This is a genomic window from Streptomyces sp. cg40, from assembly GCF_050320165.1.
Classification (GTDB): domain Bacteria; phylum Actinomycetota; class Actinomycetes; order Streptomycetales; family Streptomycetaceae; genus Streptomyces; species Streptomyces hokutonensis.
Genome location: NZ_CP190128.1, coordinates 7,981,883 through 8,005,563, shown reverse-complemented (window position 1 = coordinate 8,005,563; position 23,681 = coordinate 7,981,883). Strand labels below are relative to the sequence as shown.

22 protein-coding genes are annotated in these 23,681 nt (G+C 69.6%); 9 read left to right on the top strand and 13 right to left on the bottom strand.

The genetic code is table 11. The annotated features are described in order from the left end of the window. Positions 1 to 34: 34 nt before the first annotated feature. Both sufB and ACQHII_RS36055 read right to left on the bottom strand, forming a co-directional pair. Positions 35 to 1,459 (bottom strand): Fe-S cluster assembly protein SufB, encoded by a 1,425-nt coding sequence (gene sufB, locus ACQHII_RS36060; protein WP_019067546.1) that lies wholly within the window; start codon positions 1,457 to 1,459, stop codon positions 35 to 37. Further along, positions 1,456 to 2,178: a helix-turn-helix transcriptional regulator gene (locus ACQHII_RS36055; RefSeq protein WP_427923192.1), complete on the bottom strand. Its 723-nt coding sequence runs from the start codon at positions 2,176 to 2,178 to the stop codon at positions 1,456 to 1,458. Before ACQHII_RS36055 ends, sufB begins: the two co-directional genes overlap by 4 nt. 161 nt (positions 2,179 to 2,339) lie before the next feature. On the opposite strand from ACQHII_RS36055, the gene ACQHII_RS36050 reads away from it, so the two are divergent. Genes ACQHII_RS36050 through ACQHII_RS36035 form a run of 4 tightly spaced genes read left to right on the top strand, consistent with a single transcriptional unit; the run spans position 2,340 to position 5,947 of the window. Continuing rightward, entirely contained in the window at positions 2,340 to 3,152 is an 813-nt protein-coding gene (locus ACQHII_RS36050) for an aminoglycoside N(3)-acetyltransferase (RefSeq protein WP_427923191.1), read from the top strand. A 30-nt stretch (positions 3,153 to 3,182) separates the two neighbouring features. Then, a complete protein-coding gene (locus tag ACQHII_RS36045) occupies positions 3,183 to 4,106 on the top strand; it encodes an ABC transporter ATP-binding protein (protein ID WP_427923190.1) in 924 nt (307 codons plus the stop codon). After that, positions 4,103 to 4,879 carry an ABC transporter permease gene (locus ACQHII_RS36040; RefSeq protein WP_427923189.1) on the top strand — a complete coding sequence of 259 codons (777 nt, stop codon included), beginning with the start codon at positions 4,103 to 4,105 and terminating at the stop codon, positions 4,877 to 4,879. Before ACQHII_RS36045 ends, ACQHII_RS36040 begins: the two co-directional genes overlap by 4 nt. 57 nt (positions 4,880 to 4,936) lie before the next feature. After that, positions 4,937 to 5,947, top strand: a complete 1,011-nt coding sequence (locus tag ACQHII_RS36035; RefSeq protein WP_427923188.1) for a COX15/CtaA family protein — start codon at positions 4,937 to 4,939, stop codon at positions 5,945 to 5,947. A gap of 1 nt (position 5,948) precedes the next feature. On the opposite strand, the gene ACQHII_RS36030 is transcribed toward ACQHII_RS36035, so the two are convergent. The 4 genes from ACQHII_RS36030 to ACQHII_RS36015 all read right to left on the bottom strand — a co-directional run bounded on the left by ACQHII_RS36030 (position 5,949) and on the right by ACQHII_RS36015 (position 9,281). Further along, positions 5,949 to 6,701 (bottom strand): nucleotidyltransferase domain-containing protein, encoded by a 753-nt coding sequence (locus ACQHII_RS36030; protein ID WP_427923187.1) that lies wholly within the window; start codon positions 6,699 to 6,701, stop codon positions 5,949 to 5,951. 18 nt (positions 6,702 to 6,719) lie between these two features. Then, entirely contained in the window at positions 6,720 to 7,826 is a 1,107-nt protein-coding gene (locus ACQHII_RS36025; RefSeq protein WP_427923186.1) for an amidohydrolase family protein, read from the bottom strand. A 102-nt stretch (positions 7,827 to 7,928) separates the two neighbouring features. Beyond that, entirely contained in the window at positions 7,929 to 8,261 is a 333-nt protein-coding gene (locus ACQHII_RS36020; protein ID WP_427923185.1) for a hypothetical protein, read from the bottom strand. Between the two features lie 66 nt (positions 8,262 to 8,327). Further along, positions 8,328 to 9,281, bottom strand: coding sequence for a heme o synthase (locus ACQHII_RS36015; RefSeq protein WP_051105887.1), 954 nt, complete (start codon positions 9,279 to 9,281; stop codon positions 8,328 to 8,330). Between the two features lie 356 nt (positions 9,282 to 9,637). On the opposite strand from ACQHII_RS36015, the gene tkt reads away from it, so the two are divergent. From tkt to pgl, 5 genes are read left to right on the top strand one after another with little or no spacing between them, the layout of a single operon-like run. Continuing rightward, entirely contained in the window at positions 9,638 to 11,725 is a 2,088-nt protein-coding gene (gene tkt / locus ACQHII_RS36010; RefSeq protein ID WP_427923184.1) for a transketolase, read from the top strand. Positions 11,726 to 11,759: 34 nt separating this feature from the next. After that, positions 11,760 to 12,878 carry a transaldolase gene (gene tal / locus ACQHII_RS36005; protein ID WP_427923183.1) on the top strand — a complete coding sequence of 373 codons (1,119 nt, stop codon included), beginning with the start codon at positions 11,760 to 11,762 and terminating at the stop codon, positions 12,876 to 12,878. Positions 12,879 to 12,882: 4 nt separating this feature from the next. Beyond that, on the top strand, positions 12,883 to 14,406 hold the full coding sequence (gene zwf, locus ACQHII_RS36000) for a glucose-6-phosphate dehydrogenase (RefSeq protein WP_427923182.1): 1,524 nt from the start codon (positions 12,883 to 12,885) through the stop codon (positions 14,404 to 14,406). After that, positions 14,403 to 15,560 carry a glucose-6-phosphate dehydrogenase assembly protein OpcA gene (gene opcA, locus ACQHII_RS35995; RefSeq protein WP_427923181.1) on the top strand — a complete coding sequence of 386 codons (1,158 nt, stop codon included), beginning with the start codon at positions 14,403 to 14,405 and terminating at the stop codon, positions 15,558 to 15,560. The genes zwf and opcA overlap by 4 nt, the downstream gene beginning before the upstream one ends. Positions 15,561 to 15,566: 6 nt before the next feature. Beyond that, on the top strand, positions 15,567 to 16,349 hold the full coding sequence (gene pgl, locus ACQHII_RS35990; RefSeq protein ID WP_427923180.1) for a 6-phosphogluconolactonase: 783 nt from the start codon (positions 15,567 to 15,569) through the stop codon (positions 16,347 to 16,349). Between the two features lie 57 nt (positions 16,350 to 16,406). Here pgl and pgi read toward each other — a convergent pair whose 3' ends face one another. The 7 genes from pgi to gap form a co-directional block, all read right to left on the bottom strand. Further along, positions 16,407 to 18,059 (bottom strand): glucose-6-phosphate isomerase, encoded by a 1,653-nt coding sequence (gene pgi / locus ACQHII_RS35985; RefSeq protein WP_427923179.1) that lies wholly within the window; start codon positions 18,057 to 18,059, stop codon positions 16,407 to 16,409. Between the two features lie 54 nt (positions 18,060 to 18,113). Beyond that, complete coding sequence (locus tag ACQHII_RS35980) at positions 18,114 to 19,382, bottom strand: MFS transporter (protein ID WP_427923178.1); 1,269 nt, start codon at positions 19,380 to 19,382, stop codon at positions 18,114 to 18,116. 133 nt (positions 19,383 to 19,515) lie between these two features. Beyond that, complete coding sequence (locus ACQHII_RS35975) at positions 19,516 to 19,851, bottom strand: RNA polymerase-binding protein RbpA (protein WP_003957010.1); 336 nt, start codon at positions 19,849 to 19,851, stop codon at positions 19,516 to 19,518. Positions 19,852 to 20,057: 206 nt separating this feature from the next. Continuing rightward, positions 20,058 to 20,291, bottom strand: a complete 234-nt coding sequence (secG, locus tag ACQHII_RS35970; RefSeq protein WP_078532404.1) for a preprotein translocase subunit SecG — start codon at positions 20,289 to 20,291, stop codon at positions 20,058 to 20,060. A 104-nt stretch (positions 20,292 to 20,395) separates the two neighbouring features. Then, positions 20,396 to 21,172 carry a triose-phosphate isomerase gene (gene tpiA / locus ACQHII_RS35965; protein WP_427923177.1) on the bottom strand — a complete coding sequence of 259 codons (777 nt, stop codon included), beginning with the start codon at positions 21,170 to 21,172 and terminating at the stop codon, positions 20,396 to 20,398. Between the two features lie 5 nt (positions 21,173 to 21,177). Then, the gene (locus tag ACQHII_RS35960) at positions 21,178 to 22,389 is read right to left on the bottom strand and encodes a phosphoglycerate kinase (RefSeq protein WP_427923176.1); all 1,212 of its coding nucleotides are present in this window, start codon (positions 22,387 to 22,389) and stop codon (positions 21,178 to 21,180) included. 168 nt (positions 22,390 to 22,557) lie between these two features. Next, the gene (gene gap, locus ACQHII_RS35955) at positions 22,558 to 23,568 is read right to left on the bottom strand and encodes a type I glyceraldehyde-3-phosphate dehydrogenase (protein ID WP_427923175.1); all 1,011 of its coding nucleotides are present in this window, start codon (positions 23,566 to 23,568) and stop codon (positions 22,558 to 22,560) included. Positions 23,569 to 23,681 lie beyond the last annotated feature (113 nt).

Here is a 23,681-nt window from a genome sequence, read left to right as displayed (position 1 = left end):
GAAGTCAAGAAGTGTGCTGACCGATGGGGCGGGGTCAGCCGACCGCGCCTTCCATCTGGAGCTCGATCAGCCGGTTGAGCTCAAGGGCGTACTCCATGGGCAGCTCCTTCGCGATCGGCTCGACGAAGCCGCGCACGATCATCGCCATCGCCTCGAACTCGGTCAGACCGCGGCTCATCAGGTAGAAGAGCTGGTCCTCGGAGACCTTGGAGACGGTCGCCTCGTGGCCCATGGACACGTCGTCCTCGCGGACGTCGACGTACGGGTACGTGTCGGAGCGGGAGATCGTGTCGACGAGCAGCGCGTCGCACAGCACGTTCGACTTGGAGCCGTGGGCGCCCTCACCGATCTCGACGAGACCGCGGTAGGACGTACGACCGCCACCACGCGCCACGGACTTCGACACGATGTTGGACGACGTGTTCGGCGCCATGTGGACCATCTTGGAGCCGGCGTCCTGGTGCTGGCCCTCGCCCGCGAAGGCGATGGAGAGGGTCTCGCCCTTGGCGTGCTCGCCCATCAGGTAGACGGCCGGGTACTTCATCGTCACCTTGGAGCCGATGTTGCCGTCGATCCACTCCATGGTCGCGCCCTCGTACGCCACGGCGCGCTTGGTGACCAGGTTGTAGACGTTGTTCGACCAGTTCTGGATGGTCGTGTAGCGGCAGCGGGCGTTCTTCTTGACGATGATCTCGACGACCGCGGAGTGCAGCGAGTCCGACTTGTAGATCGGCGCCGTACAACCCTCGACGTAGTGCACATAGGCACCCTCGTCGACGATGATCAGGGTCCGCTCGAACTGGCCCATGTTCTCCGTGTTGATGCGGAAGTAGGCCTGGAGCGGGATCTCGACGTGCACGCCCTTGGGGACGTAGATGAAGGAACCGCCGGACCACACGGCCGTGTTGAGCGACGCGAACTTGTTGTCGCCGACCGGGATGACGGTGCCGAAGTACTCCTTGAAGAGCTCCGGGTGCTCCTTCAGCGCGGTGTCGGTGTCGAGGAAGATGACGCCCTGCTCCTCCAGGTCCTCACGGATCTGGTGGTAGACGACCTCGGACTCGTACTGGGCCGCGACACCGGCGACGAGGCGCTGCTTCTCCGCCTCGGGGATGCCGAGCTTGTCGTACGTGTTCTTGATGTCCTCGGGCAGGTCCTCCCAGGACTCCGCCTGCTTCTCCGTGGAGCGCACGAAGTACTTGATGTTGTCGAAGTCGATGCCGGAGAGGTCTGAGCCCCAGTTCGGCATGGGCTTCTTCTCGAACAGGCGCAGGCCCTTGAGGCGGAGCTTGGTCATCCACTCCGGCTCGCTCTTCTTGCCGGAGATGTCCCGGACGACGTCCTCGTTGATGCCGCGCTTGGCGGAGGCACCGGCCACGTCGGAGTCGGCCCAGCCGTATTCGTACGTACCCAGACCCTCGAGCTCGGGGTGGGCAGTCTCCTCGATGGGGAGCGTCATGCGGGGTTCCTCCCGGCGGTACTTGCAGATGTGTCAGATGCGGTATGGGAAATCTTTGGGATGAACGTGGTGCACACACCGTCGCCGTGGGCGATGGTCGCCAGTCGCTGGACATGGGTGCCGAGCAGCTGGGAGAAGAGCTCTGTCTCCGCCTCGCACAGTTGCGGGAACTGCTCGGCGACATGGGCGACCGGGCAGTGGTGCTGGCAGAGCTGCTCACCGACCGGTGCGCTACGCGCCGTAGCAGCGTACCCGTCCGCGCTCAGGGCCTTGGCCAGCGCTTCCGCGCGGTTCTCCGGGGCGGCGGCCTCGACGACCTTGCGGTAGGCGATGGCCTGGGCGGCCATGCGGTCGCGGGCGAAGGCGACGACCGCCTCGTCCCCGCCGCTGTGCGTGGCGATCCAGCGCAGCGCGTCGGCGGCGAGCTTGTCGTAGGACTGGTCGAAGGCGTCCCGGCCGCAGTCGGTCAGGGCGAACACCTTGGCGGGCCGGCCGCGCGTGCGCGCTCCGTAGACCCGCTGCTCACGTGCTTCCACGACGTCGTCGGCGACGAGTGCGTCGAGATGACGGCGTACGGCGGCCTGGGTCAGTCCCAGCCGGCCGGCGAGGTCGGTCACGGTCGACGGGCCGTGGTCCAGGATGGAGCGCGCGACACGGTTGCGGGTGGACCGCTCACCGGTCGCGAGTTCCTCCTGCGGAGCCTCGCCAACGTTTTTCACAACGCCATTGTTGCGTAATTCCTCAGAGGCAGGCAACCCGCGCCCCGGCCACCCGGCGGTGCGCTGCGTCACTTAGGTATACCTAATCTGACCTGCGGAAACGATCTTTGATCGATCAATCGGGTGGCGCCGCCGACCCCCTTCCGGGAGACTCCACGACCATGCCCGCACCCCCTCCCACCGGCCCACTTGTCACCCGGGACAGCCTCGCCGCAGACCTGCGCGAGCTGGGCGTGCGCCCCGGCGAGATCCTCCTCGCGCACACCTCCCTGAGCTCCCTCGGATGGGTCTGCGGAGGCGCCGTGGCGGTGGTCCACGGACTCCTCGACACCCTCGGCCCGGACGGCACCCTCGTGGTCCCCACCCAGACCGCCGACCTCTCGGACCCGGCCCACTGGGGAAACCCGCCGGTCCCCCGCGAATGGTGGGACACCATCCGCACCGCCATGCCGCCCTACGACCCCCTCGTCACGCCCTCGCTCGGTGTGGGCGTCGTCCCGGAGACCGTCCGCACCTGGCCCGGCGCCCTGCGCTCCGCGCACCCGCAGACCTCCTTCGCGGCGCTCGGCCCGCACGCCGCCGAGATCCTCGAAGGCCACGCCACCGACTGCCGGCTCGGCGAGCGCAGCCCGCTGGCCCGCCTTGAGGGCCTCCACGCGCGCGTGCTGCTGCTCGGCGCGGGCTACGACAGCTGCACGAGCTTCCATCTCGCCGAGTACCGCGTGCCGTCCCCGCTGGTCGCGCTCGGCCGCCCCGGCCCGGACGGCTGGGAGACGGTGACCGAGGTGTCGATCTCCTCCGACCGCTTCGACGAACTGGGCCACGACTTCGAACGGGACCGTCCCGTCGTACGGGGAAAGGCGGGCGCGGCCGACGTGCGGCTGTTCCCGGTGGGCGACGCCGTGGCCTACGCCGAGCGCTGGCTCCCCCTGCACCGTCCCCGTGAGGAGGAGATCCTGCACCCGCCGCTCTGAGGCAAGGTCGGCCTACCTAGACTCGGGCCCATGCGAAGCGAGCCCGTGCTCCAGGTCCAGGCCCTGGTGAAGCGGTACGGCACGAAGACCGCGGTGAACGGCCTCGACCTGGTGGCCACGACGGGTGTCACGGCGGTACTGGGCCCCAACGGGGCGGGCAAGACGACCACGGTCGAGACCTGCGAGGGGTACCGGAAGCCGGACTCCGGCACGGTGCGCGTCCTGGGCCTCGACCCGGTCCGCGAGTCCGCCGCGCTGCGCCCCAGAATCGGCGTGATGCTCCAGTCCGGCGGTGTCTACTCGGGCGCCCGCGCCGACGAGATGCTCCGCCACATCGCCAAGCTGCACGCGCACCCGCTGGACGTGGACGCCCTCATCGAGCGCCTGGGGCTCGGCAGTTGCGGCCGCACGACGTACCGCCGTCTCTCCGGCGGCCAGCAGCAGCGCCTCGCGCTGGCGATGGCCGTCGTGGGCCGCCCCGAACTGGTCTTCCTCGACGAGCCGACCGCGGGCCTCGACCCGCAGGCCCGCCGCGCGACCTGGGACCTGGTCCGCGACCTCCGCGCGGACGGCGTCTCGGTCATCCTCACGACCCACCACATGGACGAGGCCGAGCAACTCGCCGACGACGTCGCGATCATCGACGCCGGCAAGGTCATCGCGCACGGCTCCCCCGAGGAGCTGTGCCGCGGCGGCGCCGAGAACACCCTCCGCTTCACCGGCCGCCCCGGCCTGGACGTCGGCTCCCTGCTGAAGGCCCTCCCGGCCGACTCCACGGCCGCCGAACTGACCCCGGGCTCCTACCGCGTCGGCGGCAAGGTCGACCCTCAACTGCTCGCCACGGTCACCTCGTGGTGCGCGCAGCACGGGGTGATGCCGGAGAAGATCTCGGTCGAACGGCACACCCTGGAGGACGTTTTCCTGGAGCTGACCGGCAAGGAGCTGCGTTCATGAGCACGACTGTTCCGGGGACGTACGCCCCGCAGCCCGGGGCGGCCCCCCTCCCCCGCATGATCGCGGCACAGGCGGCCCTAGAGACGAAGATGCTCCTACGCAACGGCGAACAGCTCCTGTTGACGGTGGTCATCCCCACTCTCCTCCTGGTCCTCTTCAGCTCGGTGGACATCGTCGACACCGGCAAGGGCAAGTCCGTCGACTTCCTCGCCCCCGGCATCCTCGCCCTCGCCGTGATGTCGACGGCGTTCACGGGCCAGGCCATCGCGACGGGCTTCGAGCGCCGCTACGGCGTCCTGAAGCGCCTCGCGTCCTCCCCGCTCCCCCGCTGGGGCCTGATGACCGCGAAGACGGCGTCGGTGCTCGTGACGGAGGTCCTCCAGATCGTCCTGCTGACGGCGATCGCGTTCGCCCTGGGCTGGTCCCCGCACGGCAACCCCTTCGCGGTGTTCCTGCTCCTGATCCTCGGCACGGCGGCCTTCTCCGGCCTCGGCCTCCTGATGGCGGGCACCCTGAAGGCGGAGGCCACCCTCGCCGCCGCGAACCTGGTGTTCCTGCTGCTCCTGGTCGGCGGCGGGGTGATCGTGCCGATGGACAAGTATCCGGCGGGGGTGCAGGACGTGCTGGGGTTGCTGCCGATCTCGGCGCTGTCGGACGGACTGAGGGACGTGTTGCAGCACGGGGCGGGGATGCCGTGGGGGGACCTGGGGATTCTGGGGGTGTGGGCGGTTGCGGGGCTGGGGGCGGCGGGGGCGTTCTTCCGCTGGGAGTAGGCGCCGTAGTCCGGCGCCGGGGACCCTCGTGAAAGCGTGCACAAGCACCCCCCTACGATGGACCCCGTGCCAAACGTGACCCGCGCCGACATCGTCTCCGCCGCGCGCAACCCCCTCGCCTTCATAGCCGCACGCTGGACCCCGGATCCCCGGACGGTTCGGCGGGCGGCTCTCGCCGCGCTCGTGATGTCGGTGGTCATCGTGGTCACCGGCGGTGCCGTGCGGCTGACGGGGTCGGGGCTCGGCTGCCCGACCTGGCCCAAGTGCACGGACGACTCGCTGACGACGACGAGCGCGATGGGCTTCCACGGTGCCATCGAGTTCGGCAACCGGATGCTGACGTACGTGCTGTGCGCCGCCGTCGGCTGGGCGATCATCGCCGCGCGCTCGGAGAAGCCGTACCGCCGCTCCCTCACCCGGCTGGGCTGGGCGCAGTTCTGGATCGTGATGAGCAACGCGATCCTGGGCGGGATCGTGGTGCTGGTCGGCCTCAACCCGTACACGGTCGCGGCCCACTTCCTGCTCTCCTCGGGGCTGATCGCGGTCGCCACGCTGATGTGGCAGCGCAGCCGGGAGGGCGACGCGGAGGCCAAGCCGCTGGTCGGCAAGGCCGTGCAGCAGTTGGTGTGGTTCCTGGTCACGGCCTCCGTGCTGCTGATCGCGGTCGGTACCGTCGTGACCGGTGCGGGGCCGCATGCCGGTGACTCCAAGGAGGTCGACCGGATCCCGATCGACTGGGAGACGGTCGCCAAGCTGCACGCGGTGCTCGCCTGGATCGTGGTCACGCTGACGTTCGCCCTGTGGTTCGTCCTCAAGGCGGTCGACGCCCCCAAGGGCCCCCTGGACCGCACTCGCGAGCTGTTCCTGATCCTGCTCTCCCAGGGTGTCGTCGGTTACGTCCAGTACTTCACGAACCTCCCCGAGGCTCTGGTCGCCGTCCACATGCTCGGCTCCTGCCTGGTGTGGATCGGGGTGCTGCGGGTGCTGCTGTCGCTGCGCGAGCGGCCGGCGGTCGTGGCGGACCTGCCGGGTCCCTCGGTGGAACAGACGCTGCCCACGCGCGCGTGAGTCACCCGTAGCGGGTGACCAACTCGTCGATCGCCGGGCCGAGATAGGCCCGGGTCAGCTTCGCCCGGCGGTCGGGCCAGTCGCCCTCCCCGGAGCGGGCCGAGGACGGTACCGGATCGTCGTAACGCCGTCGTACGACGTCCTCCACGACCTCCGCCGGGGCCCCGAGGCCGGGCAGTAGGTCGAGGGCCTCGCGCTTGGTGATCAGGCGGCCCTCCCGTCGGGTGACGGTCGCGCGGGCGAAGGTGGTCAGGCCCAGGTCGACCCAGATGTCCTGGTGCCAGAGGTGCGCCTTGTCGACAGCGGGCCGCCAGAACTCCCGCTGGTCGCGTACGACGAACTCGCCCAGCTCCTGGTCCGTCACCTCCGGCAGCAGTTCCTTCGGTGATCCGCCCTGCAACACCCGCCCGAAGTCGTGCAGTTCACGCCGGGTCACGGGCGTGACCGGACGGCGGGTGACGTGATCGTGGGCCCAGGTCAGGTGGCGCTGGTTCGGGGCGTCCTGGGTGCCGGGGGCGAGGTAGCTGCAGTGCAGGTGGGTCGCGAGGGGGGCGGTGCGCAACCCCCGGTGCAGGGCGACGAGTTGGCGGGCGGTGCTCGGCTTGAGGGGATGGTCCACGATGGCTATCAGGTCCAGGTCGCTGCGCCCCTCCTGGTAGTCGCCCCCGGCGAGCGAACCGTGGGCCCACACGGCGAGGGGCTTCAGGGGGGCCAGTTCGTTCAGGAAGCGGTCGAGCAACGCGTCGGTCGGCATTGACCCAGTCTGTACAGCTCACTCCAGCCCGTACACCCGTTTGGCGTTGCCGACCGCGATCATTCCCGCGACCCGCTGCGCGTCGGCCGGCGACCAGGCCCCCTCGGCGACCCAGTTCCCGAGCACCCGCCCGAGCGCCTCGCGGAACAACCGGGCGCCCACCACATGCAGTTCGGGCAGCCCGTGGGCCCCGCTGGAGAACAGGATCTTCCCGAAGGGGGCCAGCTCCAGGATCTCGGCGAGCACGGTCGCGGCCCGGGCTCCGGTGCGGACGAGGGCGGCACCGGAGTCGGCGTAGACGTGCGGGAAGACGCCCGCGAGATGGGCCGCGTGCCGGTGGTACGGGTAGCTGTGCAGCAGCACGAGGTCGGTGCCGAGCCCGGCCGTCGCGCGCACGAAGTCGGTGAGCAGGACGGGGTCGGTGCGGTCGATCCGCAGGCCCGGTTCGCCGAGTCCCGCGTGGAGTTGGAGGGGCAGCCCGGACGCCACGGCGATCCACAGCAGGTGTCGTAGGAGTACGGGATCGCTCAGCGCGCCGCCGACCCTGCGGCCCGCCAGCCAGCGGCCCGCCGCGCCCCGGACCTCGCCCGGGCCGGGGGGTTCGGGCGCGAGCGCGAGGCCGTGGCGTACGCCCGCCACGGACGTGAAGGCCACCGCGCCGGCTGCGGCGCCGTGCACCGACTCGGCGAGGTTGGCGAGGAAGGACTCGACGGTGCCGGAGGTGTCGGCGACCTGTTCCGCGAGGAGTTCCAGGCGGACGATCTCCCGCGCGTCCGCCTGCCCGGCCGTCGCCATCTCGGCGGGGCCGGTGAGGTCGCCGGGCAGACCCGTGTCGATCAGATACGTCGTGATGCCACTGCCGCGCAGCAGCCTGCGACCCGCTTCCAGTACGCCCAGTTCACGGCGCCGGGCCAGATAGCGGGCGGGCGGACAGTGCGGCTCCAGGCCCAGCAGGGGCGGGCACCAGCGCCGTACGGCGAATCCGGTCTGGGTGTCGAAGAGGGTGGTGCCGGGGGCGGGTGGGCCCTCGGTGCGGGCGAGTTGGGCCTCGAAGGTGCCGAGGCCCAGCTCCGTTCTCAGTACGCCGTGGCAGTACTGGTCCACGAGGGACGGCGTTTCGATCATCCGGGCTCCCCATGGCTGGACCTTGCGCTCCTCAGGTCCTAACGGGTGAACCGGGTGTGAGGTGTTGCTCGTACGCACCCCGTGTGAGGGGGCGCCCAGTCGTCAGCCGTTGCTCGGGCCGCCCACCTGGATGCCCGCCATCCGCTTCCACTCGTACCGCCCGGTCGTCACCTTCGCCGCGAACTCGCCGTCGAAGGACTCGTGGACGGTGATGCCGGACTTCTCCACGGCCTGCTGGGCGATCTCGTACGACGTCGCCACCAGGTCGCCCCAGCCGCCGTCCTCGCCGACGAGGACGATGCGGGCGCCGCGTTCCCCGATGTACGCGACCTGGCCCTCGGCCCCGCCGTGCGCCTTGGAGAAGGTGCCGATCTGCTTGGCGAGGCGGGCCACCTGGCGCTCGGCCTTCGCGTCAACCTGCTGCGTGTCTGCCATGGCCAGGATGCTACCGACGGGTAGACCGGGCGGCGACGGGCGGGGGGAGTGACTCCTGCCTCAGGCCTATCGCAGGAAGGGGTCGACCGCGATCGCCACGAAGAGGATCGACACATAGGTGATCGACCAGTGGAAGAGCCGCATCTCCTTGAGCTTGCCGCCCGTCACCTCGGCCTTGGCGCGGTTCTGGAGGCCGTGCGCCTCCCAGAGCCAGAAGCCGCCGGCCAGCAGCGCGACCAGGGTGTAGAACCAGCCGGTGTAGCCGAGGGGCGTGAGGAGCAGGGAGACCGCGACCATGACCCAGCTGTAGATCACGATCTGCCGGGCGACCACCTTGTTGGAGGCGACGACCGGGAGCATCGGCACGCCCACGCGCGCGTAGTCGTCCTTGACCTTCATGGAGAGCGGCCAGTAGTGCGGCGGCGTCCAGAAGAACATGACGAGGAAGAGAATGATCGGGGCCCAGGACATGGAGTCCTTCACGGCCGACCAGCCGATGAGGACGGGCAGGCAGCCGGCGATTCCGCCCCACACGATGTTCTGCGAGGTACGTCGTTTGAGGATCATCGTGTAGACGACGACGTAGAAGAGGAGCGCTCCGAGCGCCAGCCACGCGGACAGCCAGTTGACGGTCAGGCCGAACAGGAGTGTCGAGACGACGGCGAGGGTGATGCCGAAGGCGAGGCACTCGCGGGGGCTGACCATCCCGGTGACGAGAGGGCGCTGCGAGGTGCGGTCCATGAGCGCGTCGATGTCGCGGTCGATGTACATGTTGAGCGCGTTCGCGCCACCGGCGGAGAGATAGCCGCCGAGGCAGGTGAGAAGGACCAGCTTGAGGTCGGGCACACCCTGCTGGGCCAGGAACATCACCGGAACGGTGGTGATCAGCAGCAGCTCGATGATCCGCGGCTTGGTCAGCGCCACGAACGCCATGACCCGGGCCCCGATCGGCCGCCGGCTCGGGCTCTGACTCGCCCCGACAATCCCCGCTGGACGGGATTCAACGGCCGTCACGCACACCCCTGACAGAGACATCCCAGCAAGCCTCGGGGTGTGAACTCCCCGTAAAGGCTCGCGCGTACCACGCCACTGTAGACGTTGCCCAGACCCGGACATTCGCGGGGGTGGGGTCGTGTTGGGCAGCACCCCCGGAAGAGCTGATCAGCACTCTGTTGAGCACTCGAACGAGCACCTCCGTATTCAGTTGCCGAATACGAAACGGGCCAGTCGGGAGGCGGATCCCCGAGAGTCCCGGCAGTCTGGAATGACTCGAAAAAATGCACGTTCTTACGGGGGTAGGCTCGACAACGGCCGGTGGGCGCCAAGTGCACCGGCATCCGACATGTGTGACATGTGGAGAGGAGCCCTGACTCAGGGTGAGCACCAAGCCGACCACCACAGACCTCGAGTGGACCGAGTTGGACCAGCGGGCCGTGGACACCGCCCGCGTCCTGGCCGCCGATGCCGTACAGAAGGTCGGTAACGGCCATCCCGGTACGGCCATGAGCCTCGCGCCCGCCGCCTACACCCTCTTCCAGAAGGTGATGCGGCACGACCCCGCCGACGCCGACTGGGTGGGGCGCGACCGGTTCGTGCTGTCCGCCGGCCACTCGTCCCTGACCCTCTACACGCAGCTCTATCTGGCCGGTTTCGGCCTTGAGCTGGCCGACCTGGAAGCGTTCCGCACCTGGGGCTCCAAGACTCCGGGTCACCCCGAGTACGGCCACACCACCGGAGTGGAGACGACGACCGGCCCGCTGGGCCAGGGTGTCGCCAACGCGGTGGGCATGGCCATGGCCGCCCGCTACGAGCGCGGTCTGTTCGACCCGGACGCCCCGCAGGGCGAGTCCCCGTTCGACCACTACATCTTCGCGATCGCCGGTGACGGCTGTCTCCAGGAGGGCATCTCCGGGGAGGCGTCCTCGCTCGCCGGCCACCAGGAGCTCGGCAACCTCATCCTCCTGTGGGACGACAACCACATCTCCATCGAGGGCGACACCGAGACCGCGGTCTCCGAGGACACCGTCAAGCGCTACGAGGCCTACGGCTGGCACGTCCAGCGCGTCGCCCCGAAGCCGGACGGCGACCTGGACCCGCACGCCATCTACAACGCGATCGAGGCCGCGAAGAAGGTGACGAACAAGCCGTCGTTCATCGCGATGCGCTCGATCATCGCCTGGCCCGCGCCGAACGCGCAGAACACCGAGGCCGCGCACGGCTCGGCGCTCGGCGCCGACGAGGTCGCGGCCACCAAGCGCGTCCTCGGCTTCGACCCGGAGAAGTCCTTCGACGTCTCCGACGACGTCCTCAAGCACACCCGTCAGGCGCTGGAGCGGGGCCGCGAGGCGAAGGCCGCGTGGGAGCCCTCGTACCAGGAGTGGCGCACCAACAACCCGGAGCGCGCCGCCGAGTACGACCGCATCTCCGCGGGTGAGCTGCCGGCCGGCTGGGAGGACAAGCTCCCGGTGTTCGAGGCGGGCAAGGGTGTCGCCACCCGTGCCGCGTCCGGCAAGGTGCTCCAGGCGCTCGGCGCGGTCATCCCGGAGCTGTGGGGCGGCTCGGCCGACCTCGCGGGCTCGAACAACACGACGATCGACAAGACCTCGTCGTTCCTCCCGGCGGACAACCCGCTGCCCGAGGCGAACCCGTACGGCCGCACGATCCACTTCGGTATCCGCGAGCACTCCATGGCCGCGGAGATGAACGGCATCACGCTGCACGGCAACACACGTGTCTACGGCGGTACGTTCCTCGTCTTCTCCGACTACATGCGCAACGCGGTCCGTCTCTCCGCGCTGATGCACGTACCGGTGACGTACGTGTGGACGCACGACTCCATCGGCCTCGGCGAGGACGGCCCCACGCACCAGCCGGTCGAGCACCTTGCCTCGCTGCGCGCCATCCCGGGCCTGAACGTGATCCGCCCGGCCGACGCCAACGAGACCGCGATCGCCTGGCGCGAGGTCCTGCGCCGCTACACCAAGGTCTACGGCGAGGGCGCCCCGCACGGCTTCGCGCTGACCCGCCAGGGTGTGCCGACGTACGAGGCCAACGAGGGCACCGCCAAGGGTGGTTACGTCCTGTTCGAGGCGTCCACGGGTACGCCCGAGGTGATCCTCATCGGTACCGGTTCCGAGGTGCACCTGGCCGTCGAGGCGCGCGAGCAGCTGGAGGCCTCCGGCGTTCCGACGCGGGTCGTGTCCATGCCCTGTGTGGAGTGGTTCGACGCGCAGGACAAGGAGTACCGCGACAGCGTGCTGCCGCCGTCGGTCAAGGCGCGGGTCGCGGTCGAGGCCGGGATCGGTCTGACCTGGTACCGCTTCGTCGGGGACGCCGGTCGCATCGTTTCCCTGGAGCACTTCGGGGCTTCCGCCGACGGCAAGGTGCTCTTCCAGGAGTTCGGCTTCACTGCCGAGAACGTGGCTGAGAAGGCCCGGGAATCCATCGCCGCCGCCCAGAGCTGACGCTGACAAACGACACGTAGGAGATGCATTTTCCATGACAGACGCACTCAAGCGCCTCTCTGAAGAAGGCGTCGCGATCTGGCTGGACGACCTGTCGCGCAAGCGGATCACGTCCGGCAACCTCGCCGAACTGATCGACCAGCAGCACGTCGTGGGCGTCACCACCAACCCGTCGATCTTCCAGAAGGCCATCTCGTCGGGCGACGGTTACGAGCAGCAGCTCACCGACCTCGCCGCCCGCAAGGTCACCGTCGAAGAGGCGATCCGCATGATCACGACGGCGGACGTCCGTGACGCCGCCGACATCCTGCGCCCGGTCTTCGACGCGAGCGGCGGCCAGGACGGCCGCGTGTCGATCGAGGTCGACCCGCGCCTGGCGCACAACACGGCGGCGACCATCGCCGAGGCCAAGCAGCTGGCCTGGCTGGTGGACCGTCCCAACACGCTCATCAAGATCCCGGCAACCAGGGCGGGTCTCCCGGCGATCGCCGAGACCATCGGTCTGGGCATCAGCGTCAACGTCACGCTGATCTTCTCGCTGGAGCGCTACCGCGAGGTCATGGACGCGTTCATCACCGGCCTGGAGAAGGCCAAGGAGCGCGGCCTGGACCTCTCGAAGATCCACTCGGTGGCGTCCTTCTTCGTGTCCCGCGTGGACACCGAGATCGACAAGCGGATCGACGCGCTGGGCACCGACGCGGCGAAGGCGGCCCGCGGCAAGGCCGGTCTCGCCAACGCGCGGCTCGCCTACCAGGCGTACGAGGAGGTCTTCTCCTCCGACCGCTGGCTGGCCCTCGACAAGGCGCAGGCCAACAAGCAGCGTCCGCTGTGGGCCTCGACCGGTGTCAAGGACAAGGCGTACAAGGACACCCTGTACGTGGACGACCTGGTGGCGCCGAACACGGTGAACACCATGCCCGAGGCGACCCTTGAGGCCACCGAGGACCACGGTCAGATCACCGGCAACACCATCGCCGGCACGTACGAGCAGTCGCGCGCCGAGCTCGACGCCGTGGAGGCGCTCGGGATCTCGTACGACGAGGTCGTGCAGCTGCTGGAGGACGAGGGCGTCGAGAAGTTCGAGGCGGCCTGGACCGACCTGCTCAAGTCGACCGAGGCGGAGCTTTCGCGCCTCGCCCCCTCGGAGGGCTGAAACCTTGTCGAGCAGCAACCCGCTGCGTGACCCCGCCGACCGACGGCTCCCGCGTATCGCGGGGCCGTCGGGCCTGGTCATCTTCGGCGTCACAGGCGATTTGTCACGCAAAAAGCTGATGCCCGCCGTGTACGACCTCGCCAACCGTGGTCTGCTGCCGCCGGGTTTCTCGCTCGTCGGCTTCGCCCGGCGCGAGTGGGCCCACGAGGACTTCGCGCAGGAGGTCCACGACGCGGTCAAGGAGCACTCCCGTACGCCGTTCCGTGAGGAGGTCTGGCAGCAGCTCGTCCAGGGGATGCGCTTCGTCCAGGGCACCTTCGACGACGACGACGCGTTCGAGCGGCTCCGCGACACGATCGACGAACTGGACAAGGCGCAGGGCACGGGCGGCAACTTCGCCTTCTACCTGTCGGTGCCGCCGCGCTCCTTCCCGGTCGTCATCCAGCAGCTGAAGAAGCACGGTCTCGCCGACCAGGACAAGGGCTCCTGGCGCCGCGCGGTCATCGAGAAGCCCTTCGGCCACGACCTCAAGTCGGCCGAGGACCTCAACAGGGTCGTGCACGAGGTGTTCGCCGCCGACCAGGTCTTCCGCATCGACCACTACCTCGGCAAGGAGACCGTCCAGAACATCCTGGCGCTCCGCTTCGCCAACACGATGTTCGAGCCGATCTGGAACCGGTCCTTCGTGGACCACGTGCAGATCACCATGGCCGAGGACATCGGCATCGGCGGCCGGGCCGGCTACTACGACGGCATCGGCGCCGCCCGTGACGTCATCCAGAACCACCTGCTCCAGCTGATGGCGCTGACCGCGATGGAGGAGCCCTCCTCCTTCTCCGCCGACGCGCTGGCCGCCGAGAAGGAGAAGGTGCTCGGCGCGGTACGGCTGCCGAAGGACCTGGGCAAGAACACGGTCCGCGGGCAGTACGCCGAGGGCTGGCAGGGCGGCGAGAAGGCCGTCGGCTACCTCCAGGAAGACGGCATCGACCCGCAGTCGAAGACCGACACCTACGCGGCCATCAAGGTCGAGGTCGACAACCGCCGCTGGGCGGGCGTCCCCTTCTACCTGCGCACCGGCAAGCGCCTGGGCCGCCGCGTCACCGAGATCGCGGTCGTCTTCCAGCGCGCCCCGCACTCCCCCTTCGACCAGACGGCGACGGAGGAGCTGGGCCAGAACGCGATCGTCTTCCGCGTCCAGCCCGACGAGGGCGTCACGGTCCGCTTCGGCTCCAAGGTCCCCGGCACCTCGATGGAGATCCGGGACGTCTCCATGGACTTCGCCTACGGCGAGTCGTTCACGGAGTCGAGCCCCGAGGCGTACGAGCGGCTCATCCTCGACGTTCTCCTGGGCGACTCGAACCTCTTCCCGCGCACCGAGGAGGTCGAGCTGTCCTGGAAGATCCTCGACCCGATCGAGCGGTACTGGGACAAGCACGGCAGGCCCGCGCAGTACCAGTCCGGCACCTGGGGTCCGGTCGAGGCCGACGAAATGCTCGCACGAGAGGGACGGAGCTGGCGCCGGCCATGAAGATAGACCTCACCGACACCACTGCCAGCAAGATCAACAAGGGGCTGGTGAAGGCCCGCCGCGCCATCGGCACCCCGGCCGTCGGCATGGTGCTCACCCTCGTCGTCGTCACGGACGAGGAGAACGCCTACGACGCCCTGAAGGCCGCCAACGACGCGTCGCGCGAGCACCCCTCGCGCACGCTCGTCGTCATCAAGCGCGTCTCGCGCTCGCCCCGGGACCGCACCCAGTCCCGCCTCGACGCCGAGGTACGGGTGGGCACGGACGCGGGCAGCGGCGAGACGGTCGTCCTGCGGCTGTACGGCGAGGTCTCCGACCACGCCCAGTCCGTGGTGCTGCCGCTGCTGCTGCCGGACGCGCCGGTGGTCGTCTGGTGGTCGGTGGACGCGCCGCGCGACCCGGCCAACGACCCGCTGGGCGCCCTGAGCCAGCGCCGGGTCACCGACAGCTACGCGGCGGAGAAGCCCGTCGAGGAGCTGCGGTCCCGCGCCGAGAGCTACGAGCCGGGCGACACCGACCTGGCCTGGGCCCGGATCACGCCGTGGCGTTCGATGCTGGCCGCCGCGCTCGACCAGGTCGATTCGGAGATCGTCTCCGTCGAGGTGGCGGGCGAGGAGTCCAACCCGAGCGTCGAACTGCTCGCGATGTGGCTCGCCGACCGGCTCCACGTGCATGTCCGGCGGGCGGTCTCGGCCGGTCCCGGTCTGACCCAGGTCCGCCTGGAGACGACCGGCGGTCCCATCACGCTGCACCGGTCGGACGGGGCGATGGCCACGCTGGCCCTGCCCGGCCAGCCGGACCGCGCGGTGGCGCTCAAGCGCCGCGAGACCTCCGAGCTGCTCGCGGAGGAACTGCGCCGGCTCGACCCGGACGACACCTACGCGTCCGCGCTGCGGTTCGGCGTGGACCGACTCGGCGGGATCCAGTCGGCGGCGGAGCGGGCCGAGGCGGCCGCCGACCAGCCTGCGCCGGCGCTGCCGGTGCGCGGGGTACCGGAGGCGGCGCCCGCGTCGGCTCCGGCTGCTGCGTCGGGTTCGGGGTCGGCTGCCGCGTCGGGTTCGGCTTCGGCCTCCGGTCCGGCTTCCGCGGGCCAGGGTGACGCCGACCGGCCGACCCCCGCGAAGATGCCCCCGGTCAAGAAGCAAGAAGGCTGATCCGCAGTGAGCACTCCCCAGCTCGTCGTCCACCGCGACAAGGAACTGATGGCCCAGGCCGCCGCGGCCCGGCTGATCACGAAGATCGTGGACGCGCAGGCCTCGCGCGGCTACGCCTCGATCGTGCTCACCGGCGGTCGCAACGGCAACGGTCTGCTGGCGGCCCTGGCGGGACAGCCCGCCCGGGACGCCATCGACTGGGGCCGCCTCGACCTGTGGTGGGGGGACGAGCGGTTCCTGCCCGAGGGCGACCCGGAGCGCAATGTCACCCAGGCCCGTGAGGCGCTGCTCGACGCGGTGCCGCTGGACCCGAAGCGCGTGCACGCCATGCCCGCGTCCGACGGTCTCTACGGCGCCGACGTAGACGCGGCGGCGGCCGGTTACGCCGAGGAACTCGCCCGGTCCGCCGGTCCCGAGAACCATGGTTCCGTGCCGACCTTCGACGTCCTGATGCTCGGCGTCGGCCCTGACACCCATGTGGCGTCGCTCTTCCCGGAGCTGCCCGCCGTACGGGAGACCGAGCGCACGGTCGTCGGTGTGCACGGCGCGCCCAAGCCGCCGCCGACCCGGGTCACTCTCACCCTGCCGGCCATCCGCTCCGCCCGTGAGGTGTGGCTGCTCGCGGCGGGCGCGGACAAGGCGGAGGCCGCGGCCATCGCGCTCTCCGGCGCGGGCGAGATCCAGGCACCGGCCGCCGGTGCCCAGGGCCGCTCCCGCACCCTGTGGCTGCTGGACGCGGCGGCGGCCTCACAGCTGCCCCGCGCGCTGTATCCGCCGGCTTCGCCCTGACGCCTGCGTGCTGCTGAAGAGCCCGTACGACTTCGCTCGTACGGGCTCTTCCGTGTCTCAACGCCCGCGCAGCTCGCGGTACTTGGCGACCAGGGCCGTCGTCGACGCGTCCAGGCCAGGTACGTCGGCGCCTTGGGTGAGGGCGGGTTCGACGCGCTTGGCGAGGACCTTGCCCAGCTCGACGCCCCACTGGTCGAAGGAGTCGATGTTCCAGACCGCGCCCTGCACGAACACCTTGTGCTCGTAGAGCGCGATGAGCTGGCCGAGCACGGAGGGGGTCAGCTCGCGGGCCAGGATGGTGGTCGTGGGGTGGTTGCCCTTGAACGTCTTGTGCGGGACCAGCTCCTCCGCCACACCCTCCGCGCGCACCTCGTCGGGCGTCTTGCCGAACGCCAACGCCTGCGTCTGCGCGAAGAAGTTGGCCATCAGCAGGTCGTGCTGCGCCTTCAGCCCGTCGCTCAGCTCGGCCACCGGCTCGGCGAAGCCGATGAAGTCCGCCGGGATCAACTTCGTGCCCTGGTGGATGAGTTGGTAGTACGCGTGCTGGCCATTGGTCCCCGGGGTGCCCCACACCACGGGGCCTGTCTGCCACTCCACCGGATTCCCGTCCCGGTCCACCGACTTGCCGTTGGACTCCATGTCCAACTGCTGCAAGTAGGCGGTGAACTTGGAGAGGTAGTGGCTGTACGGCAGAACCGCGTGCGACTGCGCGTCGTGGAAGTTGCCGTACCAGACGCCCAACAGGCCAAGCAGCAAAGGCACGTTGGACTCGGTGGGCGCGGTGCGGAAGTGCTCGTCGACGAGGTGGAAACCGTCGAGCATCTCCCGGAAGCGGTCCGGCCCGATGGCGATCATCAGCGACAGCCCGATCGCCGAGTCGTACGAGTACCGCCCGCCGACCCAGTCCCAGAACTCGAACATGTTGGCCGTGTCGATACCGAAGTCCGACACCTTCCCGGCGTTGGTCGACAGCGCCACGAAGTGCTTCGCGACGGCGTCCTGACCGGCCTTCAGCTCGGTGAGCAGCCAGTCGCGGGCGGAGGTCGCGTTGGTGATCGTCTCGATGGTGGTGAAGGTCTTCGACGCGATGATGAACAGCGTCTCGGCCGGGTCGAGGTCGCGGGTCGCCTCGTGCAGGTCGGCGCCGTCCACGTTCGACACGAAGCGGACCGTCAGATCGCGGTCGGTGAAGCTACGCAGCACCTCGTACGCCATCGCCGGGCCGAGGTCGGAGCCGCCGATGCCGATGTTGACGATGTTCTTGATGCGCTTGCCGGTGTGCCCGGTCCACTCGCCGGAGCGGACACGGTCGGCGAAGCCGGCCATCTTGTCGAGGACCGCGTGCACGGCCGGGACGACGTTCTCGCCGTCGACCTCGATGACGGCGTCCCGCGGGGCGCGCAGCGCGGTGTGCAGGACCGCGCGGTCCTCCGTCACGTTGATCTTCTCGCCGCGGAACATGGCGTCCCGGAGCCCGAACACGTCCGTGGCGGCGGCCAGCGCGTGCAGCAGCCGCAGGGTCTCGTCGGTGACGAGGTGCTTCGAGTAGTCGAGGTGCAGGTCACCGACCCGGAGCGTGTAGCCGGTGCCGCGTCCGGGATCGGCGGCGAACAGCTCCCTCAGCTGCACCTCGCCGAGCTCCTCACGGTGCTTGGCCAGTGCGGTCCACTCGGGCGTCTGGTTGAGCCTGGTACGGCCGTCTGCGTTCATTGCGACTTCAGCCTTCTTTCCTACCGACCTGGGGGCCGGTTCCAACCTAATTGATCAGCCCGTGGCGTGAGCCGTCGTCGCGCCGTCGTGCGGGGCAACAACAGGTACGTCCGGCTTGACCCCAGGTATCAGTGCGATGACCGACAGGACGAAGAAGGCGGCGGTGAGCAGGGCGGGTGTGTTCAGTCCCCAGGCCGTGGCGGTGAGGCCGCCGAGGAGGGCGCCCAGCGGGGCTCCGGCGACGGCCAGGGTGCGGAAGGCGGAGCTGACCCGGCCCAGCATGTCGGCGGGGGCGCGCTGCTGCATCAGCGTGGTCGTGTTGACGTTCCACAGCATCCCCATGAAGCCGAAGACCGCGAGGGACGCCACCAGGGCGGTGAGGCTGCGTACGGAGCCCATCATGACGAGCGCGCCGATCTGTACGAGGCCCGCGAGCAGCACGCTCCGCAGCGGGCCGAGCCGGGCCGTGATCCGGCGGTTCAGCACTCCCCCGGCGAGGCCGCCGACGGTGTACGCGGTGGTCGCCGCCGCGTATCCGGCGGTGCCCGCGTGCAGCCAGCCGGTCACCAGGACGACCAGGGTGGCGATCAGGGCTCCCATGCCGATGTTGCACAGGGCCGTCGCGGCGCACAGCCCACGCAGGGGCCGGTCGCGCCACAGGGTGCGCAGCCCTTCGGCGATCTCCCCGCGCAGGGTGCCGCCCGCCGGTCTCGGCGCCCGCTCGGGTGCGCCGGTCCGCAGGGAGGCGACCAGCGCGGCGGCGAGGAGGAAGGTCCCCGCGTCGGCCGCGAAGGGGACCGCCGCCCCGGCGGCGATCAGCAGGGGCACCACGGGCGCTCCCAGCAGGCCGCCCGCGATCTGCTGGCCGGTCATCAGCCGGGCGTTGGCGCTGCCGAGCGCCGCGCGGTCGACGAGGGCCGGCAGCAGGGCCGTGGCGGCGTTGTCGAAGAGGGTCTGGAGGGTGGTCAGCGCGAAGGCCAGCGCGATGAGCAGGAGGATCGAGGCGTGGCCGAACGCGACGGCCGCGGCGAAGGCGGCGACGAGCAGGGCGCGGACCGCGTCCACCGTCCACATCGCGCGCCGCTGGTCCACCCGGTCGGCGACCGCGCCGCCGAGCAGTCCGAAGACGATCCAGGGCAGATAGCCGCAGGCGGTCACGGAGGCGATGAGCAGGGGCCGGTCGGTGAGCGAGACGGCGAGCAGCGGCAGGGCGGCACCGCGCAGCGCGTCCCCGAACCGGGAGATCACGGCGGCGCTCCACAGCCGCCCGAACCCCCCGCGCCACGCGGGCACATGACTGCCCGTCACCTCGACCGTCGTCACTGCTCCCCCTCACGATTCGCCGATGCACAAACCGTAGAGGGTGCCACTGACAATGGGTCCGGAGGCGGCCGGACGCCGGGGGTGGGAAACAGCTCCGGCCAGACACCTTGTGGGCGTCCGGCCGGTTCAACTCCTAGATTTCTCCCCGCAGTTTGGCGAGTGCCTCGGCGAGGATCGCCTCGCCGTCCGCGTCGCTGCGCCGCTCCCGTACATACGCGAGGTGCGTCTTGTAGGGCTCGGTGCGCGGCGGGTCCGGCGGGTTGTCCCGGTCCTGTCCGGCGGGAAAGCCGCAGCGGGGGCAGTCCCAGGTGTCGGGGACCTGCGCGTCGCTGGCGAAGCTGGGCTGCGTCTCGTGCCCGTTGGAGCACCAGAAGGAGATGCGCAGCCGGGGCGCGGACTCGCCACGCTCGGCCTCGCCCATCGGCCCCGCCCCGACCCGGCTTCCACGGATCGCGTTGCCACTTGCCACGGTCGTAACTCCCTGCGTGATGGTGCCGCGAAGCGAGTCGGCGTTTCGCTCCGTTGCGAGCGCCTCAGTCTACGTAAGGCCCAACGCGCGTCCAGTGGTTGGAGTTACAGCCCCTACACCTAGACGCAAGCCCCATGATAGGCCGCGCTCAGCTGCGCGTACCGAACATGGGGCCTTACGTACGGAATGTGCGAAGGAACGTGCGGTCAGTTGGTCTTCATCAGCAGACCGAGCACGACGATGCAGGCGAACCAGAGCAGACCGAGCACGACGGTGATGCGGTCGAGGTTGCGCTCGGCGACCGAAGAACCACCGACGGACGACGCCATGCCGCCACCGAACATGTCGGAGAGACCGCCGCCCTTCCCCTTGTGCATCAGCACCAGCAGCATCAGCAGCAGGCTGAAGACGATCAGGGCGATCGAGAACCCCAAAACCACGGCTGGACCAACTTCCTCGGATTCGGACGGACGACGGGGACACGGCCGTGGAGCCATGTCCCCGCAAGGGTACGACGGATCGTCGCTAAGGCCTACTCACGGTCTCACTGGTCGCGGAAGCGCACGATCTTGACGAACTCGTCGGCGTCCAGGGAGGCACCGCCGACCAGGGCGCCGTCGACGTCGGGCTTGGCCATGATCTCGGCGACGTTGCCGGACTTGACGGAGCCGCCGTACTGGATGCGGACCTGGTCGGCCAGCTCCTGGGTGTACAGCTCGGCGAGCTTGCCGCGGATGGCCTGGCAGACCTCCTGGGCGTCGTCGGCGCCGCAGACCTTGCCGGTGCCGATGGCCCAGACGGGCTCGTAGGCGATGACGACGGTCTCGGCCTGCTCGGCCGGGACGTCCTTGAGGCCGCCCTCGACCTGGGAGAGCGTGTGGGCGACGTGGTTGCCCACCTCGCGGATCTCCAGTTCCTCGCCGACGCACAGGATCGGGGTGAGGCCGTGCTTGTAGGCGGCCTTGACCTTGGTGTTGACGATCTCGTCGGTCTCGGCGTGGTACTGGCGGCGCTCGGAGTGGCCGATGGCCACGTACGTGCACTTCAGCTTGGCCAGCATCGCTCCGGAGATCTCGCCGGTGTAGGCGCCGGAGTCGTGCGCCGAGATGTCCTGGGCGCCGTACTTGATCTTGAGCTTGTCGCCGTCGACCAGGGTCTGCACGGAGCGCAGGTCGGTGAAGGGCGGCAGGACGGCGACCTCGACGGCCTCGTAGTCCTTGTCCGCGAGGGCGAAGGCGAGCTTCTGGACGTGGGCGATGGCCTCGAGGTGGTTGAGGTTCATCTTCCAGTTGCCCGCCATGATCGGCGTGCGCGTGCTCATCAGGGTCAGTCCTCCAGTGCGGCGAGGCCGGGGAGCGTCTTGCCCTCGAGGTATTCGAGGGAGGCGCCGCCGCCGGTCGAGATGTGTCCGAATGCCGTCTCGTCGAAGCCCAGGATCCGGACGGCGGCGGCGGAGTCGCCACCGCCGACGACGGTGAAGGCCTGGGAGTCGACGAGGGCCTGGGCGACCGCCTTGGTGCCCTCGGCGTAGTCGGGGTGCTCGAAGACGCCCATCGGGCCGTTCCAGAAGATGGTGGCCGCGTCGGCGAGCTTCGAGGCGTACAGGGCACCGGTCTCGGGACCGATGTCGAGACCCATGTGGTCGGCCGGGATGGCGTCCGCGGCGACGGTGACGGGGTGGGACGGGGCCTTCGTCTTCAGGTCCGGGAAGACGGTGGCGGCCACGACGTCGACGGGGACGATCAGTTCGACGCCGTTCTTCTCGGCGCGCTCGACGTACTCGGTGACGGCGGGCAGCTGGTCGTCCTGGACCAGGGAGGCGCCGATCTCGTAGCCCTTGGCCTTGAGGAAGGTGAAGGCCATGCCGCCGCCGATGAGCAGCCGGTCGGCCTTGCCGAGGAGCTGGTCGATGACGGCGAGCTTGTCGGAGACCTTGGAGCCGCCGAGGGCGACGACGTAGGGCCGCTTGACGTCCTCGGTGAGCTTCTTCAGGACGCCGACCTCGGTGGCGATGAGGTAGCCGGCGTAGTGCGGCAGGCGGGCCGGGAGGTCGTACACGGAGGCGTGCTTGCGGTGCACGGCACCGAAACCGTCTCCTACGTAGACGTCGGCCAGGGCGGCGAGCTGGTCGGCGAACTCGCCGCGCTCGGTGTCGTCCTTGGCGGTCTCGCCCGCGTTGAAGCGCAGGTTCTCGATGACCGCGACCTGGCCGGGCTCCAGGCCGCGTACCGCGTCGTGGGCGGCGGGGCCGACGGTGTCCTGGGCGAACGCGACCGGCGCGCCGAGGAGTTCGGCGAGCCGCTCGGCGGGCTGGAGCAGGGAGAAGGCCGGGTCCGGGGCGCCCTTGGGGCGGCCCAGGTGCGAGGCCACGATCACCTTGGCGCCGGCCTCGACGAGGGCCTTGACGGTGGGCAGGACGGCGCGGATGCGGCCGTCGTCGGTGATGAGGCCGTCGGCCAGCGGGACGTTCAGGTCGGCGCGGACGAAGACCCGCTTGCCGTCCACGCCTTCGGCGAGAAGTTCGTCGATCGTCTTCATGAATGGGGCTCCTAGGGAAGGCTCTTCAAGCTCTTCGGGCTCTTCGGATCCGAGAGGGCTGATCGATCACTACGTAGTGGCCGATCGATCACCACGCAGCGCAGGGCTCGGACAGCGCGGCGTGCGCTGCCCGAGCCCTGGCTCACATCGAGGTGCCTGCTCTGGGAACTAGAGCTGGCCGCCGACGAAGACCGTGAGGTCGACGAGGCGGTTGGAGTAGCCCCACTCGTTGTCGTACCAGCCGAGGATCTTCACCGTGTTGCCCTCCTGGACCATGGTCAGGGAGGAGTCGAAGGTGCAGGAGGCCGGGTCGCTGACGATGTCCGAGGAGACGATCGGGTCCTCGGTGTACGACAGGTAGCCCTTGAGGTCGCCGTCCTCGGAAGCCTTCTTGAACGCGGCGTTGACCTCGTCCTTGGTGGTCTCGCGGGCCAGCGTGACGACGAGGTCGGTGGCGGAGCCGGTCGGGACCGGGACGCGCATCGCGATGCCGTCGAGCTTGCCCTTGAGCTGCGGGAGGACCAGGGCGGTGGCCTTGGCGGCACCGGTGGTGGTCGGGATGATGTTCTCGGCGGCGGCGCGGGCGCGGCGCAGGTCCGAGTGCGGGAAGTCCAGGATGCGCTGGTCGTTGGTGTACGCGTGGACCGTCGTCATCAGGCCCTTGACGATGCCGAAGTTCTCGTCGAGAACCTTGGCCATCGGCGCCACACAGTTGGTGGTGCAGGAGGCGTTCGAGATGACGTGGTGCTGGGCCGCGTCGTACTTGTCCTGGTTGACGCCCATCACGATGGTGATGTCCTCGTCCTTGGCCGGAGCCGAGATGAGGACCTTCTTGGCGCCGCCGGCGATGTGCTTCTCGGCGTCGGCCTTCTTCGTGAAGATGCCGGTCGACTCGATGACGATGTCGACGCCCAGCTCGCCCCACGGGATGTCCGCGGGGTTGCGCTCGGACAGCACCTTGATGGTGTGTCCGTCGACGGTGATCGTGTCGGCGGTGTGCGACACCTCGGCCTTGAGGCGGCCCAGGATGGTGTCGTACTTCAGAAGGTGAGCGGTGGTCGCGGTGTCACCCAGGTCGTTGACAGCCACGATCTCGATGTCAGCACCCTGCTCCAGCAGCGCGCGGAAGTAGTTACGACCGATGCGGCCAAAGCCGTTGATGCCTACGCGGATCGTCACGAACCGATCTCCTCGTTGGTACGCCGGCTCAGTGCCGGCGAGTTGTATGGGATGTCCCCGACCGCCTACGACCCTACCTCCCTGAGCCCTCCGTGGTGACATCGAGATGCCCC